This window comes from Kaistia sp. 32K (assembly GCF_016629525.1).
Classification (GTDB): Bacteria; Pseudomonadota; Alphaproteobacteria; order Rhizobiales; family Kaistiaceae; genus Kaistia.
The window spans coordinates 1,469,756-1,492,293 of sequence record NZ_AP024269.1 but is presented as its reverse complement, the minus strand read 5'-3'; the positions used below and the strand labels follow the sequence as shown (position 1 = coordinate 1,492,293).

Genomic DNA, 22,538 nt, shown 5'->3' with positions numbered 1-22,538 from the left:
GGGCTTGCTTGGATTCTGACATATCTCAGTTGGGAGACCTGTGACGGCCGTCACAGGTCGATGGTGATTTGCGAAGCCGGCTCGCCCCCGAGCCCGCCGCGCGCCGCAAGCCGTTCCAGCATAAGGTGATAATAGGTGGCAAAGCGAGCCGGCGCGGCGGATTTCGCCCGGTAGAGCGCCGCCTGCCAGATGGTCGGATCCGGCTCGCGCAGGCAGGCGATGAAGGCGCGCTGCGCCTCGACGAAATCGGGAGCCGCGTCGGCGGGAACGAGCGTGAAGATGCGCGTCGTGCCGCTGCGACCGCGCAGCTGCACCTGGTCGATCTCGATCAGCCCGGCCGCCCCCGCCTCGCGGGCCGTCGCTTCGCCGACGATGACGCTGAGGCCGTAGTCCTTGGTCAGCTGCTCGAGCCGGCTCGCGATATTGACCTCGTCGCCGATCGCCGAATAGTCGAAGCGCTGCGCCGTGCCGAGATTGCCGACGCAGCACGGGCCGGTGTTGATGCCGATGCCGATCCGCACATCCGGCATCGCCCGCCCCCGCGCCGCCGACTGGCGCTGCCATTCGGCGTTCAGCCCGGCCATCACGGCGGTCATCTTTTCGGCCGCGTCGATCGCGTGGCGGGCATGGTCGGGATCGTCGAGCGGCGCGTTCCAGAACGCCATCACGGCGTCGCCCATATATTTGTCGATCGTGCCGCGATGGGCGAGGATGATGTCGGAAAGCGGCGCCAGCAGCTCGTTCAGGAAGCGTGTCAGCTCGGCCGCCGAAAGCCCCTCCGACAGCGCCGAGAAATTGCGCACGTCGCAGAAGAGCAGCGTCAGCTCGCGCACCTCGCCGCCGAGCTCGAGCCGGGCCGGATCGGCGATGATCTCGTCGACGACGGCCGGGGCGACATAATGCTGGAAGGCGCGTCGGATACCGGCGCGGGCGCGCTCGGCCTGGCGGAAGGTGTAGAGCACGCTGCCGATCACCAGGAGGCCGATCACCAGCGCCGGATAGAAGGGATCAATGAGCAGGCCGGCCTCCTGGAAGGCGAGGAAGCCGCCGACCAGAATGCCGCCGATCGCCGCCACGCCGAGCAGCGCCGCCATCGCGGCCGAGACGAAGGGCAGGATCAGCGCCAGGAGCAGGCCGAGCCCGACGATGCCGGCGATCTCCAGCCCGCTGGCATAGTCCGGCCGGGTCAGCGTCCGCCCGGTCAGGATATGCTCGATCACCTGGGCATGGATCTCGACGCCCGGCACGGCGGAATCGAGCGGCGTGGCGCGCAGGTCGAGCAGGCCGGCGGCCGAGGTGCCGACCAGCACGATCCGCCCCTGCACCCGGTCGATCGGCATGCTGCCGTCGAGCACCGTCTTGGCCGAAATGAAACTTTGGGGATCGCTGGGGCGGAAGCGCAGCCAGATCGCGCCATCCGGGTCTGTCGGCACGATGAAGCTGCCGATCCGGATATGGTTCAAGCCGGTCGAGCGGCCGAAGGCCTCCTCGCCGCTGGCGTTCGACGCCTTCAAAATGTAGGAGCCGGCGTCCTGGCCGACCCGCAGCGCCTCGGCGGCGAAGGACGGCACCAGCGCGTCGCCGACGCGCAGCACCAGCGGCACGCGGCGCACGATCTGGTCGCGATCCTCAATCCAGTTGATCGAGCCGAGGCCCTTGGCCGCTTCGTCCAGCGCCGGCAGGTTGGCGACGACGCCGGCGAAGCGCGGGATGAAGGGGCGCGGATCGTCGCCGGCGACGGCGAAGCCCGTGTTGAGATGCGGCAACGGCCCGCCGCCGCCGGAAAGCGCCAGCCCGAGCACGGAGGGGGTGGAAGCGAGCGCCGCCGCGAACATCATGTCGTGGGTCGGCGCCTGGCCGATCGAGGCGGCGACCAGCGCCGCCGGCTCGGGCGGCAGGCGCCGCACGACCTCTTCCGGCGAACTCTGGTCGGCCTCGGAGAACAGCATGTCGAAGGCGACCGAGGCGGCGCCGGCCTCGGCGAGCTTGCGGGTCAGATCGGCGAGAACGGTCCGCGGCCAGGGCCATTGCCCGACCGCCTTCAGCGACGCCTCGTCGATATCGACGACGACCACCGGCTGCTCCGGCAGCGCCGCCGCCGGCGCCATGCGCTGGTAGAGGTCGAAGGCGAGCAGGCGGATCGCCTGCACCGGGAAGGGATCGGCCACGCGCAGCGCGACGGCGCCGCCGAGAAACGCCGCAACGACCAGAAAATAGACGGATCTGCCCAGGAATCGCATGAACTGCCCGCTCGCGCACGTCGCCGCGACGATAGCCGATGGCGAGCGCGCTCGGAAAGCCGCCTCAGCGGCTCTCCCGCGATCTAGGCGGGCACCTCGTCCGCGGGCGGCGCCATCGCCCCCGTCATGATGGCGACGGCATCCGACATGGTGTGGCGCTTCGGGTTGATCACCGCGATGCGCTTGCCGAGGCGGTGGATGTGGATGCGGTCGGCCACCTCGAACACATGCGGCATGTTGTGGCTGATCAGGACGATCGGCAGCCCCCGCTCCTTCAGGCGCAGGATCGTCTCCAGCACTTTTCGCGATTCCTTGACGCCCAAGGCCGCCGTTGGCTCGTCCATGATGACGACCCGGCTGCCGAAGGCGGCGGCGCGCGCCACGGCGACGCCCTGGCGCTGGCCGCCGGACAGCGTCTCGACCGGCTGGTTGATGTTCTGGATCGTCAACAGGCCGAGCTCGGTCAGCTTCTGCCGCGCCATCTTCTGCATGTAGGCGCTGTCGAGGGTGCGGAACATCCGGCCGAAGAAGTCCTCGCGCCGCTTCTCGCGGCCGAGGAACATGTTGTCGGCAATCGACAGCGCCGGCGACAGAGCGAGGTTCTGGTACACGGTCTCGATGCCGAGATTGCGCGCCTCGATCGGGCTCTTAAACGCGACCGGCTGGCCGTTCAGCCAGATCTCGCCATGGTCGGGCGCCACGGCGCCGGTCAGCGCCTTGATCAGCGTCGACTTGCCGGCGCCGTTGTCGCCGATGACGGCGAGGATCTCGTTCGGCATCAGGTCGAAATCGGCGTTGTCGAGCGCCACCACCCGGCCGTAGCGCTTGTTGAGCGCGCGGGCCCGGAGCGCGGGCACGGCCTCCGCCGGCGCCGTGACGACCGTCTCAAGCACGGGGCCCGTTCCAGGTTCAAGGGTCATGACGAAATCTTCCGGATCCACTGGTCGATGGTGACGGCGACGATGATCAGCACGCCGACGGCGAAGTCCTGCCAGAGCAGCTCGAGGCCGGAGAGCGCCAGGCCGTTCCGGAAGACGCCGACGATCAGCGCGCCCACTAGCGTGCCGATGATCGAGCCGCGCCCGCCGAACAGGCTGGTGCCGCCGATCACCACGGCGGTGATCGAATCGAGATTGGCGGTCTGGCCGGCCTGCGGGCTGACGCCGCCGATACGGCCGATCAGCACCCAGGCGGCGATGGCGCAGATGAAACCCGCCAGCGCATAGACGGCGATCAGCGTGCGATCGGTATTGATGCCGGCGAGGCGCGCCGCGTCGGGATCGTCGCCCGCCGCGTAGACGTGGCGGCCGAACGCCGTCTTGTTCAGCACGTACCAGATGACCGCCGCGACCAGCAGCATCACGATCGAGCCGTAGTTCAGCACCCAGCCCTTCAGGAAGGTCCAGTCGAGGCCCATCTCGGCGAAGAAATTGTAGGGCCGGAGGATCGTGCCGGTCCATTGCAGGAAGGGCGCGGTTTCCTGCATGTCGGCCTGGCGGATCGTCTCGCTCTTCGAATACCAGACGTTGAGCGCGCCGAAGATGCTCCAGGTGCCGAGCGTCACGATGAAGGGCGGCAGCCGCAGCTTGGTGACGATCAGCCCGTTGACCATGCCGCAGGCGAAGCCGACCAAAAGTCCCAGCGGAAAGGCGATCTCGACCGGCACGCCATAGACGACGGCCGTGCGTCCCATCACCACCGAGGCGAGGATCATGATCACGCCGACGGACAAGTCGATGCCGGCGGTCAGGATCACCAGCGTCTGCGCGACGCCGAGGATCGCGATGATCGTCACCTGCTGGAGGATCAGCGAGAAATTGAATGCCGACAGGAACTTGCCGGGCGCGGCGAACGAGAAGATCACGATGCCGATCAAGAGCACGATGAAGGGGATGCTGGTCGGAAACCGATGCAGGAACTCCTGCGCGCGCCGGATCGGGCCGCGGTCCATCTCGTCGAAGGTCGCAACACCGACCGGGGCGGATTCGGTCAATCCGCTCTCCGCCGCGGCCGAGCCCGTTGCATTGTCACTCATAAGGCCATCCTCCCCGACGCCTCATCGTGGGAGCGCCGAAGCGCCCCCACGTCTTACGACGACAGCCGCTTGCGCGGCGCGAAAGTCTCAGCCCCAGCAGAGCTTGAGGCCCTCTTCGACAGTGATCGACGGAACGCCGTCGACCGGCTTGGCGGTGATCAGCTGCGCGCCGGTGTCGAGGAAGCCGGCCTTCGGGTCGATCTCCGGGATCTTGCCGGCATGGATCGCCTCGAGCGCCATCGCCGCCATCTTCAGCGGATATTGCTGCGAGGTGGCGCCGAGGGTTCCGGCCTGGACGTTCTTGACGCCCGGGCAGCCGCCGTCGATCGAGACGAGCAGCACGCTGCCGTCATCCTTGCCGACCGCCTTCAACGCTTCCCACGCGCCGGCCGCCGCCGGCTCGTTGATCGTGTAGACAACGTTCACGTCCGGGCATTTCTGCAGCGCGTTCTCCATCGCCGTGCGGCCCTTCTCCTGGTCGCCCTGGCTGATTTCATGCGTGCAGATGCGCGGATCGTCCTCGTCGCCGTACTTGTTCGGATCCTTCACGTCGATGCCGAAGCCCTGCATGAAGCCCTGGTCGCGCAGGAAGTCGACGGTCGGCTGGTTGGTGGCGAGGTCGAGGAAGACGATCTTCGCGTCCTTGGCCTTGTCGCCGAGCGTGCCCTTGGCCCACTGGCCGATCAGCTGGCCGGCCTTGCGGTTGTCGGTGGCGAAGGTGGCGTCGGCCGCGTTCATCGGATCGAGCGGCGTGTCGAGCACGATCACCTTCAGGCCCGCGTCGCGCGCCTTCTGGATCGTCGGCACGATCGCCTTTGAGTCCGAGGGAACGATGGCAAAGCCCTTGGCGCCGGCCGCGATCAAATTCTCGATCGCCGCGACCTGGCCGTCATTGTCGCCGTCATACTTGCCGGCGGCGGTGATGAGGGTGACACCGAGCTCCTTGGCCTTCGCCTGGGCGCCCTCGCGCATCTTGACGAAGAAGGGGTTGGTCTCGGTCTTGGTGATCAGGCCGATGACCTCGTCAGCCAGAACCGGCGCCGCGCTCAACGCCAGTATGCCGCCGGCAAGCAGAAGTTTCTTCAGCATGTCCGTTCCTCCCTGGTCGTTTCTTGTTCTCGTCCGCGAAGCGACCAGTCTCTCCGCGACGCTCCCGGTCTCCTCCCGAGAATGCTAGGTGACGCCGGCGAAACCGAGGGTTCCGCCGGTATCGAGGTCCCTGTCGTCGTCGCGCATTGGGATCGAGGCGCGGGACGAGACATTGAAGAACATCTTGCGGATGATGGCGCCGATGGCGGTGCTGGTCAGATCGGCGGCGTGGGCAAGGTCAGCCTTGCAGGCTTCGCCCGCGCGGCGCAACCTATGCAGGACGAGACACTCCCAATAGCGGCGAAGTTGCGCGGAATTACTTCCACGACCCGTGCCGGGCCTCTCCAATCCTGCCTCCCTGCGGCGGGCTGCTTTTCAGCCGCTCGATTAACTTGTTTTCACGCAGTTAGTCGACGCAGCTTCCTTTAAGTCAATATGGATTCGTCACCGCGCTGCGGCAGAGACGGTGCATCAGAGATAGGCGATGGCGCGGCCGGCGAGCAGCACGACCACCCAGACGGCGAGCGAGAGCGCCGCGAACGGCCGCGCCCGTCCGAGATCGCCGCGCCGGAGATCGCCGGCGACGAAGCCGTGAAACGCCGCGACATTGACGAGGCCGATCAGAAGCATCGCCATCTTGAGCTGGAAGGCGGGATTGCGGACCAGCGCGCTCGCCTCGGCCGAGAGCAGCACGCCGCCGGAGACGAGCTGCAGCAAAAGGCTCGTCTCCTGCTATCTCAAACAGCGTCCCGGCGCTTCAAGCGCCGGCGGCGAACTCGGGCTTCAGCACGGTATAGAGCCGGCGGAAGCGCTCGATCTTCTCGGCGTAGCGGGCGGTTTCCGCCGGGTCCGGATCGATCGTCGCGCGGATCGGCGGAGCCGTGCAGATGCGGGCCGGCTGTCCGCCCGTCGCGGCGAGGATGGCGAGCCTGGCCGCGCCGAAGGCGGGTCCCTTGGCGCCGCCCTCGTTGAGCACGATCTGCACGCCGAGCACGTCGGCGAACATCTTGATCCAGAGCGGGCTCCTGGCGCCGCCGCCGATGACCGCCATTCGCGTCGGGCGCGTGCCGGCGGCGGCCAGCGCCGCCTGCGCGTCGGCGAAGGAGAAGGCGACGCCCTCCAGCACGGCACGGACCAGGTCGGTCGTCTGCGTCGCGGGCGTCAGCCCGAAGAAGACGCCGCGGGCATAGGGATCGTTGTGCGGCGTGCGCTCGCCGGCGAGATAGGGCAGGAACAGGAGGTCGCTGTTGCGGACCGGCTCGGCCTCGACGCGGGCGAGCAATTTGCCGATATCCGCCTCGCCGACCAGCTGCGCCGCCCAGGCGAGCGCGCTGGCGCCGTTCAGCATCGCCGCCATCTGGAACCAGCGCCCAGGCAGGGCATGCGCGAAGGCGTGGACATAGGCGGCCGGATGCGGGCGATAGGTCTCGTTGACGACGAAATACTGGCCCGACGTGCCGAGCGAGATGAAGGCGTCGCCCTCGTCGATCGCACCGATGCCGACGCCGCCGGCGGCCGCGTCACCCGCGCCGCCCGCGACGATCACGCCGGGCTTCAGGCCGAGCGCCGCCGCGACAGAAGCGGCCACGGCGCCGGAAACGTCGGAGCCCTCGACCAGCCTCGGCATCACGGCGGGATCGAGCCCCGTCGCGCTCATCACTTCCGGCGACCAGCGGCGCTCCGCCTCGTCGAGCCAGAGCGTGCCGGCCGCGTCCGACATTTCCGAGACATAGGTGCCGGTCAGGCGGAAGCGGACATAATCCTTCGGGAGCAGCACATGCGCGATGCTGGCGAAGATCTCCGGCTCGTGCCGAGCGACCCAGAGCAGCTTCGGCGCCGTGAAGCCCGGCATGGCGGGCACGCCGGCAATGCGGCCGAGATCCGGCAGCCGGTGTTCGAGCTGGGCGCATTCGGCATGGCTGCGGCCGTCGTTCCAGAGGATGGCCGGGCGCAGGACCCGACCTGCCTGATCGAGCAGCACGGCGCCGTGCATCTGGCCGGAGAGACCGATGCCGACGGTAGCCTCGAACGCGGCCGGGGCCTTGGCGCGGAGCGCGGCAAGCGCGCTCTCGGTGGCGCGCCACCAATCCTCCGGATCCTGCTCCGACCAGAGCGGGTGCGGCCGGGAGATCGGCAGCGGGACATCCGTTTCGGCGAGCACCGCCTGGTTCTCGTCGACGAGCAGCGCCTTCACTGCCGATGTGCCGATGTCGATGCCGATATAAGTCATGTGCGCTCGCTCCCGTGCAGGGCTCAAGAACGTTGCAAGCGACCCCACTTGTCAATCCGTTCCTCGCACAGCGCACAGGCGTGAATTTCCCCCGACTTTCGCCATTGCGGAAAAGCCCGCAACATCCTCCTCGACGAGTGTCAAAAAAAGGAAATGCATGACTGGTAGGAAGGCGCCGTTCGGCCCCATATGAGCATCGCATCCACGCGATGCCGCGGTGATTTGAAAAGCAGCTTGCGCCGCGACACCAAACGCTAAAGCGTCACGACGGGTTCGTGGCTCTGGATTTCGATGAGGAGATCTTCGATGCCGAAAACAACAGCAACCCTGCGTCATCCCCTCCGCCGAATGATGATGTGTCGCCGCTGTCGGAACTCTGGCTGAATTTCGACATTGAGGGTCGCCGGGCGGTGTCCGGATGGCTCTCGAAAAGAGACATGATCGATCGCGGCCTGAAGCTTGCATGGCAGGTTTCGGCGGCGAAAGGAGAACTTCGGTGTTCGACAACTACATTATCGAGATCGACGACGAGGCGGCCGGCATCCTGATCCGGTCCGGCAGGAGCTTCGCATTTCACGCGCTGGAGGGCGCCTTCGCGACGCTCGAAGGCCAGATCTTCACGGATGTGATCGCCGCGGAGCGCGCCGCGCGCAAGATCCGCCGCCATCCCACGACACAACTGGCGCGCGCGTCCTGATATTCGGATCCGCGCGCCGATGTCAGGCGCGCGGGCCCCATGAGGACATGCGGAGGGCGCTGGACGTTCCTGCCGACCCTCCCGCCCTTCAAAACGACTTGCCCCTCGCCTGCCCTCTCCCGCTCACGGGCGAGGGTTTCGGTCACCAACCTCCATCCATCTCGGGGACGCAGCACAAGCGTTCCCCCTCTCGTGCTCGCGGCGCGAGGTCGGGGTCGGGGCTGAAGCCGATTGGGCGATTTGCAACGCAATCTGTCAGGGTCCCTTAACCTTGCACCCATTGATTGAATTGGGCGGGATCTTCACTTAATCGCTTGTAAAGGCAGGGTCCTATAGTTTCGTCGCCGGTGTGGTCCTCAGGAAAGCGTCCCGTTTGACGAACTACATTGACGTCCGTTCAGACGACATCGAGCTAACGACCGACTTCAGCGACGTTCGGGATCTGCATGCATTGTGGCTCCAGACGAAGGGCGGCGCGCTGCCGGAGCTCGCGCTTTTCGCCGACTGGCTCACGGGTCCGCTGGGCGAGCGCACGCTGTTGCTGCGCGCCGATGGCGACGCGCTCGTCTACGCGCATGTCGGCAGCCGCGTCCTGGCGCTGTTCGGCCACGACCCCACCGGCAAGGCGCTCGAGGCGCTGACCAATCCCGGCGCGATCTCGTTCCGCCCCGTCTATGTCGACGTGCTGCGGAGCGGCCGGCCCGGCCTCGGCCTGCACAACAAGGTCGGCTTCGGCGCGGTCGGCATCACCGAGCGGCTGATCCTTCCCGTCCAGGACCGGGGCACGCCCTGCCTCCTCTGCTATATCCGCCCCCGCGAGGACGCCACCAACATCCTGCGCTCGGTGTTCAACGTCAGCGCCGACGCCATCACCGTCATCCATGCCTTCCGCAATGCCAGCGGCGCGATCGAGGATTTCGGCGTCCTGGCGGCGAACGCCGAATCCGCGCGGCGGCTCAACGCGACGCCGGAATTGCTGATCGGCAGGTCGATCCGCGAGATCTGGCCGTTTGCCCAGGAAAAAGGCCTGCTCGCCCGTTTCGTGCGCGCCGTCGAGAGCCAGATCTCGGACGTCTTCGACGCCAGCTATCCGCAGGACGGCAAGCTTGTCGATCGGCAGCTGCGGCTGGCGCCGCATGGCGAAGGGCTCACCATTACCGATGTCGACATCGGGCCGACTCTGGCGGCCGCCCGCGCGATCAACCAGCAGCATCAGGACCTGATCAAGGCGAACGAGATGCTGGAGGCGCGCGCCATCGATCTGATGGCGAGCTATGAATCGCTCGAACGCACCACGCAGGAACTGCGCGACGAGATCACCCGCAATCGCGCCCTCGAGGCGGAGCTGGTGCATCTCGCCCATCACGACAGCCTGACCAGCCTGCCCAACCGCAGCTTCTTCGAGCTGCGCTTCGAGGAGAAGCTGAAGCAGATGAAGCGCGCCCGCCGCCGCGCCGCGCTCTGCATCATCGACCTCGACCACTTCAAGGACATCAACGACAGCCTCGGCCACGACGCCGGCGACATGGTGTTGCGCGAGATCTCGAGCCGCCTGCGCAGCACCATCCGCAAATCGGACGTCATCGGCCGGCTCGGCGGCGACGAGTTCGCCGTCGTGCTCACCAACGCGCACGACATCGAGGACGCCGCCACCGCCGTCCGGCGCATGATGGTGGCCGTCGCCCGCCCGTTCTCGGTCAAGGGCCAGGACGTGCCGATCAGCCTGAGCGCCGGCATCGCCATCTTCCCGGCCGACGGCCGCACCTTCGGCGAGCTGATGGCGGATGCCGACATCGCCGTCTACCGCGCCAAGCGCGCCGGCCGCGGCCGCACGGTGTTCTTCGAGCCGTCGATGCGCGACGACGCCGAGCGCCGCTACGGCCTGCTGAAGGCGCTGCGCCTGGCGCTCGACGCCGGGCAGATCATGCCGGTGTACCAGCCGCTGGTCGACATCCGCACCGGCGGACTGGCCGGCTTCGAGGCGCTCGCCCGCTGGCAGCATCCGGAGCGCGGCATGCTGGCCCCCGCCGCTTTCGCCGAGACCTTCGACGAACCCGACATCGCGCAGGCGATGACCAAGATGATGCTCGGTCGCGTGCTGGAGGATCTCGCCAACTGGCGTAGCCAGGGCCTGGCGATCCGGACCAACATGAACGTCACGGCGTTTGATCTGCGCAATCCCGGCTTCGCCGACGATCTGGTGGCGCAGCTGCGCCGGCACGGGCTGGACAGCGACCAGCTCGGCATCGAGGTGACCGAGACGACCATCCTGTCGCGCGACGCCGAACGCATCGAGGCGACGCTGCATGAACTGCGCCGGCTCGGCTTCTCGATCGCGCTCGACGATTTCGGCACGGGCTACGCCTCGCTCAGCCATCTGCGCGCCCTCCCCGTCAACAGCCTCAAGATCGATCGCTCCTTCGTCACCGATCTCGAGCACGACCCCAAGACCAACGCGATCGTCCGCTCGATCATCGAGCTCGCCGCGGCGCTGGAACTCGAGATCATCGCCGAGGGCGTCGAGACGCGGGCCCAGCTCGACGCCGTGCGCGCGCTCGGTTGCCCGATCATCCAGGGCTATCTGATCGCCCAGCCGATGGCGGCGGAAGACGTGCCGGGCTTCGTCACCGACTTCGTCGATTCCGTCTCGTCGCGACGCTGGCGGGTCGCCTAAAGCCTTTTCGGCGCGGCGGCGATCGCCCGCATGAACGCAACCATCCGCTGGCCGAGCGCATCTTGGTCGAACCGGTCCCGCGTCGCTTCCGCGTTCCGCCGCCACGCCGTGAGCCGCTCCGGCTCGGCGAGAATCCGGCCGAGCGCCGCCTCCCAGTCCCGCCGATCGCCCGGCGCAGCCAGATCGCCGGTGACCCCGGGCTCGACGAGCTCGGGAATGCCGCCGATCCGGCTGCCGAGCACAGGCAGGCCGAGGCTCTGCGCCCGCACGACGACACCCGGCCAGTTCTCCCGCCAGACGGACGGGACGCAGAGAAGATCAGCGTTCTGCATGTGGTCGGCGACCTCCGTCTCGGAGACCTGGCCATGGAAGCGCAGCCAGGCCGCGCCCGGATAGCGGGCCCTCAGCCTCGCCTCCTCCACGCCGCCGCCGACGATCGCGAGCTGGAAACGGTGCGAGCGGGCCAGCGACGCCGCAGCGTCGAGCAGGATCTCGACGCCCTTGCTCCGATGCAGGCGGCCGACATAGAGCAGCCGCACCCGGTCCGAGCCGGTGCGCGCCACCATGGGCGGCAGGTAGTGGTTCGGATTCGGAATGCTGGCGTGCGGATATTGCGAAACCGGAAAGAAGGCCGCGAGCGCCGCCAGATTGGCCTCAGACGGCGAGTTGAACCCGACGCGCCGGAAACGGCGGATGAGCGACAGCTTGTAGCGCGCCGAGAGCCGGCACCCGACGCATTGGCGGCGACAATTCTCACCGCTGCGGAACATCGACATCCGGATGCAGGCGAGACCGAGATCATGCAGCATGACGAGCGTCGGCAGGTCGCGGTCGGCGATCTCGGCGAGCGCTGCATAGCCGATCCCCTGGATGATATGGACGCCGACGAAATCCGGCCGGAAGGCGTCGAGCACGCGCGCGACGAGCCGGCGATTGCGCGGATCGAAATGATCCTGCAGGTGCCAGATCGGCTTCTGCCAGAGCGGCGCGTCCGGCGCTTCGACGGCGGGATAGAGATGGGCGGTGCGCAGCCGCCAGATCCGCAAGCCGCCGACGATCTCGCCGTCGAGGATCTCGTCGTCCCGCCGAGCCCCGGTCAGGACCGCGACCTCATGCCCCTGCCCGGCGAGCCAGGCGGCGAGATTGGCGGCCGAATTCTCTGCGCCTCCCCGCGCATTGGGTGGATAGAGCGCGGCGATCAGCAGGATCCGCATCGTCATCAGACGCGGACCGGCGCGGGAAGGTTCGCCGCGACGCCGGAGGATCGCACCGGCGCCGCCAAACCGGCGGCGGCGAGCGGATCCAGCGCCTTGCCAGCGAGCAGGCCGAGCAGGAAGGCCGGCAGGATCGATTCGACGACATTCGACATCATGCCGATGACGAGGAGGACCGCCGCCAGCACGAAGACTTTCCGGAACACCGCCGGGGCGGCGGCGGCGAGCGCGCGATTGCCTTGCAGGAAGGCGAGCAAGAAGAGGGCCGAGCCGATGCCGAAGCTCGCATAGAGAAAGACGAACAGATTGTCGGCGGCGCTGTAGCGGGCCGGATCGAAATAGGCCTGGCCGGCGCCGATGCCGCCGAAGCCGAGGCCGAGGAGCAGATGCGGCCAGGGCGGATCGAGCAGAGCGAAGGCGCGCGGCCACATGTCGGCCAGGCGCAGGTTCAGCGAGCCCAAAGACAGGAACCCGGCATTCCCCCATTGCGGCAGGCGCAGGCCGAGGAGCGCGGCGACCGGCAGGCCGATCAGGATCGCAAGCAGTAGGACCAGCAATCCCTGGCGGCGTTCGAAGGCGCCGGGCCGACGGCCGGCATGGTCGAAAAAGGCGACGAACAGCGGCGTGAGCAGCACCGCGACCAGCGGCGCCTTCGACGTCGTCAGCCAGACGGCGGCGAGCGAGACGATCCAGACGGCCACCTTGGCCGGCCGTCCAAGCCGGCCGACGAGCAGCAGCGCGCCGCCGAGCGCGATCTGGTTGGCGGCCGTGAAGCTCGCCCGCGAGAAGCCGGGCAGCCGCTCGACCTCGAAGGCGCTCCAACTGCGCGCGAACACGGTCTTCACGCCGAGGATCTCGTAGCTCTGGCCGTGCCACGGGAACCAGACGACGGCGCTGACGAAGACGCCGAGCACCGCGATCCACCAGAGCGCCCCAACCATCCGCAGCACCGCCGGCAGCCCGCCGACCGCGACGACCAGCATGCCGAGGAAGAGCGGCATGAAGGTGTAGAGCCCGAACGCCGCCTGCAGCGGCGCCCGCCCGAGCCAGAGCGCATGGAACAGCCAGAGCGTGGATATGGCGAAAATAGCGATCGCCGCCGGATCGGCCCGAAGCGAGCCGAAGCGCAGGCCGAGATAGGCGACGACGACGGCCGCCGCCACGAGGATCGGCGCATAGGAGAGGCCGACCAGGCCGAGCTGCGAAAGCCCATAGCGCAGCGGCCCGCCCAAGGCGTCGCTGGCCATGAGCAGCGCGAGCGCGGCAAGCACGGGCATGCGAAACAGGGAAGCCAGATCGCCGGTCATCCGAACCCGCCACGGCCACGCCATTTTCACGACGCTTCGGGCGGATCGACCCAACCGGAAGCTGTAGGAGCAGGCTGCCGACACGCGGGCCCGGCGTCAATCCCCTTGGGCCAATCTCAGTGGGCGTCCGCTCCCTTGGACGTCAATCCCCTGGGCCTCAATCCCCCTGGCGAACCGCCTGGCCCGACGCCAGCAGGGCCAACCCCTCCGCCAGGCCGTCATGGCTGAAGGTGAAGGCCGGCTTGCCGCCCGGCTTCAGCGTCACCTGGACCACGCTGACCTTCGCCGCGCGCATGCTGTCGACGAAGCCCGGCGTCAGCTTGGCGCGAACCTCACACGAAGCCGCGACGCAGGAATCATAGGGCACGTCGATCGGCTGCTTGTCGTCGAAATGAAGCGACATGCCCGCCCGCACCATCACCCCGGTCGGCACGGTCCAGACCGCGTGCATCTCGCCGTCCCCGGCGCGCTCGATGCGCCAGGTCGCGTCGAGGCCGCCCTCGTCCCGCCTGGACTGGACCAGCGCGCAGACGGATCCGGCATCGCAGCGAAGCCCCCAGGCGCCGACGCTTTTGCCCGACACGGAAGCGTCCGGCGCCCCGCCGCGCGCCGCCGCGAGGGCCGTCCGCGCCCAGGCGACGGCGGGGTCGATCAGCTGGTCCTTCCAGACGATCCCGACGGTGGCGGAAAACACGACGACGAGCACGAAGACGAGAGCCCAGAGCCAGGAGCGTCGCCCCGACGGCTCCTCCTCGTCATAGACGTCATAGTCGTCCCCGATCATTTCGCCTGCCCCCCACGGCGGATCGCAACGGGAAGCCCGGTTTCGGACTTCCCCGGGCGGCGTGCCCCCGCTCCCGCCGCCGCGCTCCCTTCAGCAGGGGGCGTCATTCTTGGTGCCGTTCTTAGTGTCGTTCTTGGCGCGACGCCTGGCGCCATACTTGGCGTCGTTCCTGCCGGCCGCTTTCGCGGCCGCCGTCAGCCGATCACTTGATCTTGCCGTAGGTCGCCGAGAAGCCAGCCAGCGACATCGGCAGCTTGATCGCTTCCTTGTTCAGGTTCTGGAAGGTGACGTTGAAGACCTTGCCCTTGAACATCGCGGCCAAAAGCGCGTCGCTCACCGGCGCGCCGGCATAGCAGCCGCCGGCGTCACAGGTCTGCAGGGGCAGCACTTCGCCGCTGGCACCGTCGACGTCGATGGTGACGCCGCCGGCCAGCGACAGGCCGAGCGGCCCGCGGATCATCAGCACGGGCGCGCGCGTCTGCGACGGCACGCGCACCGTGATCGAACCGACGAGCTGGCCCGAGCCGGAAATGACGGCGCGCTGCTCCATCTGGCATTCGAGCTCGGCGGCGCGGCCCGGCCCCTGGCAGGTGCTGATCCAGCTCGGCGCCGCCGGGGCGTCCTGCGCCACCGCGAGAGAAGGCGCCGCGAAGAACAGCGCCGCGCCGGCCAGCGCAGGCCCGAACCCGCGTCCAAAATGCTTGGTCATATAGTCCCCCAGAAATTTCGCGGAGTTTCGCCGGAGTCGGTGCTCCCGGCAAGATGGTGAAAGCAGGTCGCGGTCCCTATCCCCGCCAGCGGCCGCCGCGGAGCCATCCGGCCGGCTCGTCCGAGCAGCCCGTCAGAACCGGTGCCGCCCGAACCCTTGGGCGACGCTGCAAAAGGCTGAACCGCCGACCTTGCGGCCGGCGGTTCCTGTTCTTGTCCCGAACCGGAAGACTACCAGGCCCAGCGGGCGCCGATCTTGCCGGTGCCGCCGATATAGTCGTCGCCGAAGCGCAGGTCCGCCTTGGCAAAGCCCGTCCATCCGCTCTTCGTCGAGAATATGTTGATGCCCGCGCCGATCTCGCCGAAGACATCCGGCGCGTCGTCCTCGACGACGAGGCCCGGGCCGCTGTCGAAGAAGACCGTGTTGTTGCTGAGCAGCTGGCCGGCGATGCCGATGCTGACATAGGGGTCGTACTTGACGCCGTCCTTCAGCGACGAACCGCCGAACCGCGCGCCGAGCTTGCCCTCGAGGCCGTCGCCATTGTCGAAATTGACCGGCGTGCCCTGGATCGTGACGTTGTCGATCCGGGTATGGGCGTAGGCCAGGCTGGCATTGGGCTCGATGAACATGCCGGTCGCCGTGTAGAAGCGGTAGCCGGTCTCGACCCGCCCGCCGATCGTCGTCGAGTCGGTGCTGTCGCTCGCGCCGCCGATATCGTAGTCGGCCTTGAGGAAGTCGCCCTTGATCAGCGCGTCGACATACGCGCCACCCTTGACCCAGCTGGCATAGACGCCGACCTGCGGACCCGAGAACCGGACGTTGTCGCCATTGTTGAAGTCGACATTGCTGGTCACGTAGCCCGCGAGCACGCCGGCGATCAGGACGCCGTCGGCGACCGTGCCCTCGAACTCGTGGTCGATACCGCCCTGGAAGCCCCAGAGCGTCTGGTCATAGCCGGTATCGAGCGTCACCGACTGGTTCTGGAACGGCGTGATCGTCGTTTCCGTGCTGCGCTCGGCGCCGTTGCCGATCAGACGGGCCCAGATGCCCGACTTCTTGGTCGGGTCGGCCGTGCCCTGCTGGGCGCTGACGCGCAGGTCGCCCGCCCGGTCGATCCAGCTGTCGGACGTCGTGTTCCAGATGCCACCGGCGAGACCGGCGAACTCGGCCAGCGCATAGGCGCTGCTGTCGGCATAGTTCGCCAGCACGAAGGCGTTGGAACCGGGCGGTGCCGAGGGACCGGGCGTGTCGAGGAAGAGATCGTAGGTGAAGAGCCCGCGATCGATCGGTCCATTGGCGAGGTAGAAGGCGTCCTTCGACGCATTGCCGAGGACGACGCCGACGACCGGCGTGCCGACCGGATTGTATTCGGCGTTCACCGTCGGGTCGAAGTTGACATAGACGGCCGTCTTGCCGGTTACGTCGCCGCCGACGATCAGGAGATCGGAGGCGGAGTTGTAGCGGCCGGCAAGGATGGCGTCGACCGCGAGCTTGCTGCCGGCGCCGGCGTTGAAGTTGCCGGACATGTAGGTGACGTCGCCGACGTTCGAGCCGTAATACGGCGCCAGCATCGGCGCGTGGCCGACCAGGCCGTTCTGCATGCTGAGCAGGCCGGTGTTGTTGAAGTTGTCGAGGCCGGTGAACGTCGTCAGCCCCGTCGACTTAAACGTGCCCTCGTTCTCGACCAGGCTGCCGCCGCCGCCAAAGAAGCTGAAGGCGGTGAAGCCGTTGACGTCGAAGTTCGCTCCGGAGCCGTTCCGGACATGGCTGTCGCCAGCCCCGGTTCCGAGCGCGAACACCGTCGTGCCGGTCGCCTTGAAGTTGCCGGTGTTGAGGACCTCGTTGTCGCCGAGCGCGGTTCCGAGCGTGAACACCGACGTTCCCGAGACTTCGAACGCATCGCTGTTCCGGAGGCTGTTGTCGCCGTCCAGCGTGCCGAGCGTGAACACCGTGGTATCGCCTCCCAGGAAGGTCCCGGAATTGTCGATGGTGTTGTTGCCCTTGCCGCTCACCAGCGTGAAGGCCGAGGTGTCGCCAACCTCGAAACGACCGCTGTTCGTCAGATTGTTGTCACCCTTGACCGCCGCGAGCGTGAAGACGGCATCGTCACCGGCGAGGAAGTCGCCGGCATTGCTGACGGTGTTGGTGCCATCCCCCGTGGCCAGCGAGAACACCGCGTCGTCGCCGGTGCGGAACGTCCCGCCGGCGATGTTCGACACCGAGTTATCGCCCTTGAGCGCGCCGAGCGTGAACACCGCATCATCGCCCGCCACGAAGCTGCCGGCATTGTTGACCGTGTTGGTGCCGTCGCCGTTCACCAGCGTGAACACGGCGTCATCGCCGGTGCTGAACGTCCCATTCGTGCCGTTCGTTACCGTGTTCGAGCCCTTGACGGCGCCGAGCGTGAAGACAGCGTCGTGTCCGGCGAGGAAGTCGCCATCGTTACTGACGATATTGGCAGCATTGGCCCCACCGCCTGCGAACAGCGAGAACACGGCATCGTCGCCGGCTACGAAGCTGCCGGCATTGCTGACCGTGTTGGTGCCTGCGCCCGTCGCCAGCGAGAACACCGCGTCATCGCCGGTGCGGAACGTCCCGCCGGCAAGGTTAGTCACCGTGTTGTCGCCCTTGACCGCGCCGAGCGAGAACACCGCGTCATCGCCCGCCACGAAGGCGCCGGCATTGCTGACCGTGTTGGTGCCGTCCCCGTTCACCAGCGTGAACACGGCGTCGTCGCCGGTGCGGAACGTCCCATTCGTGCTGTTCGTTACCGTGTTCGAGCCCTTGACGGCCCCGAGCGTGAAGATCGCATCGTTTCCGGCGAGGAAGTCGCCATCGTTGCTGACGATATTGGCAGCATTGGCGCCACCGCCTGCGAACAGCGAGAACACCGCGTCGTCGCCCGCCACGAAGCGACCGGCGTTGCTGACTGTGTTGACGCCATCACCCGTGGCCAGCGAGAACACGGCATCATCGCCGGTGCGGAACGTCCCGCCGGTGAGGTTCGACACCGTGTTGTCGCCCTTGACCGCGGCGAGCGAGAACACCGCATCATCACCAGCCAGGAAGCGACCATCGTTGCTGACCGTGTTGATGCCATCACCCGTCGCCAGCGTGAACACGGCGTCGTCGCCGGTGCGGAACGTCCCGTTCGGGCCGTTCGTTACCGAGTTCGAGCCCTTGACGGCCCCGAGCGTGAAGATCGCATCCTTTCCGGTGAGGAAGTCGCCATCGTTGCTGACGATATTGGCAGCAGTGGCGCCACCGCCTGCGAACAGCGTGAACACGGCATCGTCGCCCGCCACGAAGCGACCATCGTTGCTGACCGTGTTGACGCCGTCGCCCGTCGCCAGGGTGAACGCGGCGTCGTCGCCCGCCACGAAGCGACCTTCGTTGTCCACTCGGTTGTTGCCGGCGCCCGTCGCCAGCGAGAACACCGCGTCATCGCCGGTGCGGAACGTCCCGCTGGCGAGGTTCGTCACAGCGTTGTGGCCCTTGACCGCGGCGAGCGTGAAGATCGCGTCGTTCCCAGCGAAGAAGCGGCCGGTGTTGCTGACGGTGTTGTTGCCGTCGCCGTTCACCAGTGTGAACGCCGCGTCATTGCCCGCTACGAAGCGACCGTCATTGCTGACCAGGTTCCCGCCGGCCCCCGTCACGAGCGAGAACACGGCGTCGTCGCCCGTGCGGAACGTCGCGCCGGTGGCATTCGCCACCAAGTTGGAGCCCTTGACCGCGCCCAGCGTGAATACGGCGTCGTCACCCGCCACGAAGCGGCCGGCGTTGCCGACCGTATTGGTGCCGTCGCCGGTCGCCAGCGAAAACACCGCGTCCCCGCCCGTGCGGAACGTCCCGCCTGTGGCATTCGCCACCAAGTTGGAGCCCTTGACCGCGCCCAGCGTGAATACGGCGTCGTCACCCGCCACGAAGCGGCCGGCGTTGCCGACCGTATTGGTGCCGTCGCCGGTCGCCAGCGAAAACACCGCGTCCCCGCCCGTGCGGAACGTCCCGCCTGTGGCATTCGCCACCAAGTTGGAGCCCTTGACCGCGCCCAGCGTGAATACGGCGTCGTCACCCGCCACGAAGCGGCCGGCGTTGCCGACCGTATTGGTGCCGTCGCCGGTCGCCAGCGTGAACACGGCATCGTCGCCCGTCAGGAAGGTCCCGCTGGCGTCATTCGTCACCAAGTTGTGGCCCTTCACCGCGCCGAGCGTGAAGACGGCATCGCTGCCCGCCACGAAGAGACCGCCATTGTTGACGGTATTCGCGCCTTCGCCCGTCGCCAGCGTGAAGACCGCGTCGTCACCAGTGCGGAACGTCCCGCCGGCGAAGTTCGTCACCGAGTTCGAGCCCTCGAGCGCGCCGAGCGTGAACACTGCGGTGTCGCCCGTCACGAAGCTGCCCTTGTTGACGACCTCGTTGACGCCGTTGGCCGCGAACAGCGTGACCACCGACGCATCGTCGATCTTGATGTTGCCGGTGTTTGTCAGGGTGTTCGTGCCGGCCTCGGTGGCGAGCGTGAACACAGCAGAGCCGGTGGTGTTCAGTGCCCCGGTATTCGTCACCGCGTTGTTGCCGCCGCCGTTCAGCAGGGTGAAGGCGAGGTCTTTGCCGTTGATCTCGCCGTCATTGACGAGTTCGTTCGTCCCCTTGCCCGTGCCGAGCGTGAAGGTCGTCAGGCCCGTGGCGTTGATGGTGCCGTTGAGCGTGTTCGTGACCTGATTGCCGCCCTTGTCGGTCCACTGGACGAAATTGGTGATGCCGCCAAGGTTCATGGCGCCGTTGTTGGTGATCGTGTTCTGGCCGCCCTGGCTGTATTGCGCGAAGAGCGACGTGTTGGCCAGGGTCGCCGGCTTGCCGACATTGACGTTGAAGGCGCCGTTGTTGGTGATGGCGTTGTTGCCCTCATCCGCGACCATGGCGACAACGGCGTTGCCGGAGGCATCGACCGTCCCGTCATTCTGGATGCGATTGTCGCCCGCCCCGTCTCTCGCCAGGACGCTGAGGCCCGAGGTCTCCCAAATGCCGCCTGCCTTGTTGTGGATGAAGTTGGCGGCATTGTCGCCGGTCGTGTAGGCGATCACCGAGCCGACAACCTTGCCGGTGTTGTTCAGGTCAAGATGGCCGCCAGCCGTCGCCACGGCGATCTGGCCGGTCCCGCCGGCACCGCTGATCTGGCCCGCATTGTTGATCGTGGTCCCGGTCTTCGAATAGGAGACGACGACCGGAACGATGGCGCCGCCACCGCCGTTGATGGAGCCATCCTGCTTGATGTCGATATCAACTGACGAATTCAAAGCGAGGCCCGCGACGCCGATACCGCCGCTGTTGACCTGGGCCTTTTCGTCGATGATGACGCTGACCTTGCCCGTGCCGAGGGTGGCGCCGGCCACGCCGACGAGATCTGCTTCAACCTTGCTTCCCTGGCCGAGCGTGACCGTGGCTTTGCCGTTGGTGAACGCCGCGGCCGCTGCGCCGATCTGGGCGCCGCTCACCGTGACGTTCGGATCGAGAGAGACGCTGGCGTCCTTGTTGACGGAGAAGGCGGCGGCGCCGAGCAGGCCGCCATTGGCCACCGTCACATTACCATGCAGGTTGACCGTCGCCTTGTCCGCCACAGCGACGCCGATCACGCCGCCGCCGATGCCTACCCCGGTCAGATCGATGCCGGCCGCGCCGCCGATGATCGCTCCGAGATCGACCCCGGGGACGATACTGGCAAGATCGAGCGTCCCGGCGCCGGCATTGACCGTGCCCGCATCGATCGTGACTTCCTTGCCGGCGACGCCGAAGATGCCCGGTCCGTTTGTGCCGGTGACCGTGCCGTAGTTCCCGCCGCTGCCATTAACAACGAGGTTGCCAGCGGCGGCGATAGCCTGGATGCCCGTCTGCCCGCCCGTGATTTCGCCGCCATTGGAGATTTTGACGTCCTTGGTCACGGACAGAACATTGATGCCATCCGTGCCGCCAAGGATCTTGCCGGTTGCCCAATTGGCGATGTCGATCTGGCCGGCCGCCGATCCGACAATGCCGCTGCCCGTCTGCCCCAGAATCTCGCCGCCGGCACCGTTCTGGATCGACACATTCCCGACAACCGGAACCGGCACGCCCGAAACGGTCGTTCCGAGCTTAATCCCGTTGACCCCGCCCACGATCGTGCCCGGTGGCAGACCGTACGCTCTGTTCTCGACCTTCAGGTCGCCGGTAACAAAAGCGGAGATGCCGTTCTGACCACCGGTGATAGTGCCACCATCGTTGCGCACCAAGGCATTGCCGATCGAGGGGACCGGTGTGATCGCACCGGAGATCAGGGCCTCGGTGCCGATCCGGATACCGTCGCCGCTCCCTCCGTAGATGACGGCAGCGCCAAGACTCGCCGAATTGTCGACCGTCAGGTCCCCCGTCAGGAACGCAGAGATGCCGTTCTGACCACCAACGATAGTGCCCATGTTGTTCACAAAAGCATTACCGCCCGAAGGCAGTGGCGTGTTCGTGCCGGAGATCAGGAACTCTCTCCCGATCTGGATACCGTCGCCGCTGTGTCCGTAGATGAGACCTTCCCTGTTATTGATCCTCAACTCACCAGCGATGAACGCTGAAATGCCGTTCTGTCCGCCCTCAATGGTGCCCTGCCCAATGGGGCTCGCGATATTGTTTATCGTGACATTGCCGATCGAAGGGATGGGAGTCGTCACTCCAGCGACAACGGCCTGTGTACCGATTCGAATACCATCGCCGGACGTGCCAGTTACTTTGCCGTTATTATCAATGACGATATTGCCCGTGACGGCCGATAGGACACCGTTGCTGCCCGTGATAGAAGACCCAGAGTTCACAGTTAGATTAAAGTTCCGCGGGAATATCGCGGTGACACCGTCGCCTGACGCCTGAACTGTGCCCGTATTCGAGCCGGCACCGATGTTCAAGTTGAAGCTGGACCCGCCGCCAGTGGGAACAATGGTGACGCTCGTAGCAGTGCCAGTTACGTTGCCGCTTGATCCCCCGCAGGCGACCGTCCCCGAAATATTAAAACACGCTGCCATCACCTGCTGTGGCGTCATCACCGCCATGCCCGCGAGCAGCACCGCGCCGGAGGCCGAGCTCAGCAGCGAGGCCTTGCGGCCAGCATTCCATTTCGAAATCGACATCCAGACCCCCGGATTCATCCAAGCCATAGCCGGCGACAGCCCCACGAGCCGCCAGGCGCATTTACATGGCTGAGATATGAGCCAGAGCTCGGTGGCGGAGTCCAGTCACGGCATCTTCAGGTTGAATAAGACAACCTTAAGGACTCAACTCGTGTTGACTTCCTGATTTATGCAACCTTTAGGGGTGGAAAGATCAGCATTTAGTTTGAATTTTGAACTACATGTCCGAGGTATCGTTCGTCAGCCATACGAATAATCGCCATGCGTGCATCGATGAAAAATGGCGCATTTTCGGTTGTGGGGCGGGGTTCGATTTTTTGGATTGTTGCCCATACGACACACATTCCTTGGTTGTGCACATGGGAAAGCACGTCGGCCCGTGACGCGGGCGAATCACCGTCACGCTCCGGAAGA

The 22,538-nt window shown here is 66.7% G+C and carries 14 protein-coding genes; 2 read left to right on the top strand and 12 right to left on the bottom strand.

Going from position 1 to position 22,538, the window contains the following annotated elements:
* Nucleotides 1-50: 50 nt before the first annotated feature.
* The 7 genes from K32_RS06600 to xylB all read right to left on the bottom strand — a co-directional run bounded on the left by K32_RS06600 (nt 51) and on the right by xylB (nt 7,594).
* On the bottom strand, nt 51-2,240 hold the full coding sequence (locus tag K32_RS06600; protein ID WP_201403253.1) for a CHASE2 domain-containing protein: 2,190 nt from the start codon (nt 2,238-2,240) through the stop codon (nt 51-53).
* Between the two features lie 83 nt (nt 2,241-2,323).
* Nucleotides 2,324-3,160: an ATP-binding cassette domain-containing protein gene (locus K32_RS06595; RefSeq protein ID WP_244669878.1), complete on the bottom strand. Its 837-nt coding sequence runs from the start codon at nt 3,158-3,160 to the stop codon at nt 2,324-2,326.
* Complete coding sequence (locus K32_RS06590; protein ID WP_201403252.1) at nt 3,157-4,275, bottom strand: ABC transporter permease; 1,119 nt, start codon at nt 4,273-4,275, stop codon at nt 3,157-3,159. Before K32_RS06590 ends, K32_RS06595 begins: the two co-directional genes overlap by 4 nt.
* Before the next feature lie 87 nt (nt 4,276-4,362).
* Nucleotides 4,363-5,361, bottom strand: coding sequence for a sugar ABC transporter substrate-binding protein (locus K32_RS06585; RefSeq protein ID WP_201404384.1), 999 nt, complete (start codon nt 5,359-5,361; stop codon nt 4,363-4,365).
* A gap of 87 nt (nt 5,362-5,448) precedes the next feature.
* The gene (locus K32_RS24940; protein ID WP_201403251.1) at nt 5,449-5,712 is read right to left on the bottom strand and encodes a hypothetical protein; all 264 of its coding nucleotides are present in this window, start codon (nt 5,710-5,712) and stop codon (nt 5,449-5,451) included.
* Nucleotides 5,713-5,835: 123 nt separating this feature from the next.
* Nucleotides 5,836-6,081, bottom strand: a complete 246-nt coding sequence (locus tag K32_RS06575; protein WP_201403250.1) for a hypothetical protein — start codon at nt 6,079-6,081, stop codon at nt 5,836-5,838.
* 40 nt (nt 6,082-6,121) lie between these two features.
* Nucleotides 6,122-7,594 carry a xylulokinase gene (gene xylB, locus K32_RS06570; protein ID WP_201403249.1) on the bottom strand — a complete coding sequence of 491 codons (1,473 nt, stop codon included), beginning with the start codon at nt 7,592-7,594 and terminating at the stop codon, nt 6,122-6,124.
* A 496-nt stretch (nt 7,595-8,090) separates the two neighbouring features.
* Between xylB and K32_RS06565 the strand changes: the two genes are divergently transcribed.
* Both K32_RS06565 and K32_RS06560 read left to right on the top strand, forming a co-directional pair.
* The gene (locus tag K32_RS06565) at nt 8,091-8,291 is read left to right on the top strand and encodes a hypothetical protein (protein WP_201403248.1); all 201 of its coding nucleotides are present in this window, start codon (nt 8,091-8,093) and stop codon (nt 8,289-8,291) included.
* Between the two features lie 373 nt (nt 8,292-8,664).
* Nucleotides 8,665-10,965, top strand: a complete 2,301-nt coding sequence (locus K32_RS06560; protein ID WP_201403247.1) for a bifunctional diguanylate cyclase/phosphodiesterase — start codon at nt 8,665-8,667, stop codon at nt 10,963-10,965.
* Here K32_RS06560 and K32_RS06555 read toward each other — a convergent pair.
* The 5 genes from K32_RS06555 to K32_RS06535 form a co-directional block, all read right to left on the bottom strand.
* Nucleotides 10,962-12,185 carry a glycosyltransferase family 4 protein gene (locus K32_RS06555; protein WP_201403246.1) on the bottom strand — a complete coding sequence of 408 codons (1,224 nt, stop codon included), beginning with the start codon at nt 12,183-12,185 and terminating at the stop codon, nt 10,962-10,964. The genes K32_RS06560 and K32_RS06555 overlap by 4 nt on opposite strands.
* Nucleotides 12,185-13,486, bottom strand: coding sequence for a hypothetical protein (locus K32_RS06550; protein WP_201403245.1), 1,302 nt, complete (start codon nt 13,484-13,486; stop codon nt 12,185-12,187). The genes K32_RS06555 and K32_RS06550 overlap by 1 nt, the downstream gene beginning before the upstream one ends.
* Before the next feature lie 157 nt (nt 13,487-13,643).
* On the bottom strand, nt 13,644-14,270 hold the full coding sequence (locus K32_RS06545) for an invasion associated locus B family protein (RefSeq protein ID WP_201403244.1): 627 nt from the start codon (nt 14,268-14,270) through the stop codon (nt 13,644-13,646).
* Nucleotides 14,271-14,472: 202 nt separating this feature from the next.
* Nucleotides 14,473-14,979 carry an invasion associated locus B family protein gene (locus K32_RS06540; RefSeq protein ID WP_201403243.1) on the bottom strand — a complete coding sequence of 169 codons (507 nt, stop codon included), beginning with the start codon at nt 14,977-14,979 and terminating at the stop codon, nt 14,473-14,475.
* Between the two features lie 230 nt (nt 14,980-15,209).
* Nucleotides 15,210-22,124 carry a hypothetical protein gene (locus K32_RS06535; RefSeq protein ID WP_201403242.1) on the bottom strand — a complete coding sequence of 2,305 codons (6,915 nt, stop codon included), beginning with the start codon at nt 22,122-22,124 and terminating at the stop codon, nt 15,210-15,212.
* Between the last annotated feature and the right edge of the window lie 414 nt (nt 22,125-22,538).

Coding starts and splice junctions, on each gene's coding strand:
- K32_RS06595 (WP_244669878.1), bottom strand. CDS start 3,160: ATGACCCTTGAACCTGGAACGGGCCCCGTGCTTGAGACGGTCGTCACG.
- K32_RS06600 (WP_201403253.1), bottom strand. CDS start 2,240: ATGCGATTCCTGGGCAGATCCGTCTATTTTCTGGTCGTTGCGGCGTTT.
- K32_RS06550 (WP_201403245.1), bottom strand. CDS start 13,486: ATGACCGGCGATCTGGCTTCCCTGTTTCGCATGCCCGTGCTTGCCGCG.
- K32_RS06535 (WP_201403242.1), bottom strand. CDS start 22,124: ATGTCGATTTCGAAATGGAATGCTGGCCGCAAGGCCTCGCTGCTGAGC.
- K32_RS06540 (WP_201403243.1), bottom strand. CDS start 14,979: ATGACCAAGCATTTTGGACGCGGGTTCGGGCCTGCGCTGGCCGGCGCG.
- K32_RS06555 (WP_201403246.1), bottom strand. CDS start 12,185: ATGACGATGCGGATCCTGCTGATCGCCGCGCTCTATCCACCCAATGCG.
- K32_RS06545 (WP_201403244.1), bottom strand. CDS start 14,270: ATGATCGGGGACGACTATGACGTCTATGACGAGGAGGAGCCGTCGGGG.
- K32_RS06590 (WP_201403252.1), bottom strand. CDS start 4,275: ATGAGTGACAATGCAACGGGCTCGGCCGCGGCGGAGAGCGGATTGACC.
- xylB (WP_201403249.1), bottom strand. CDS start 7,594: ATGACTTATATCGGCATCGACATCGGCACATCGGCAGTGAAGGCGCTG.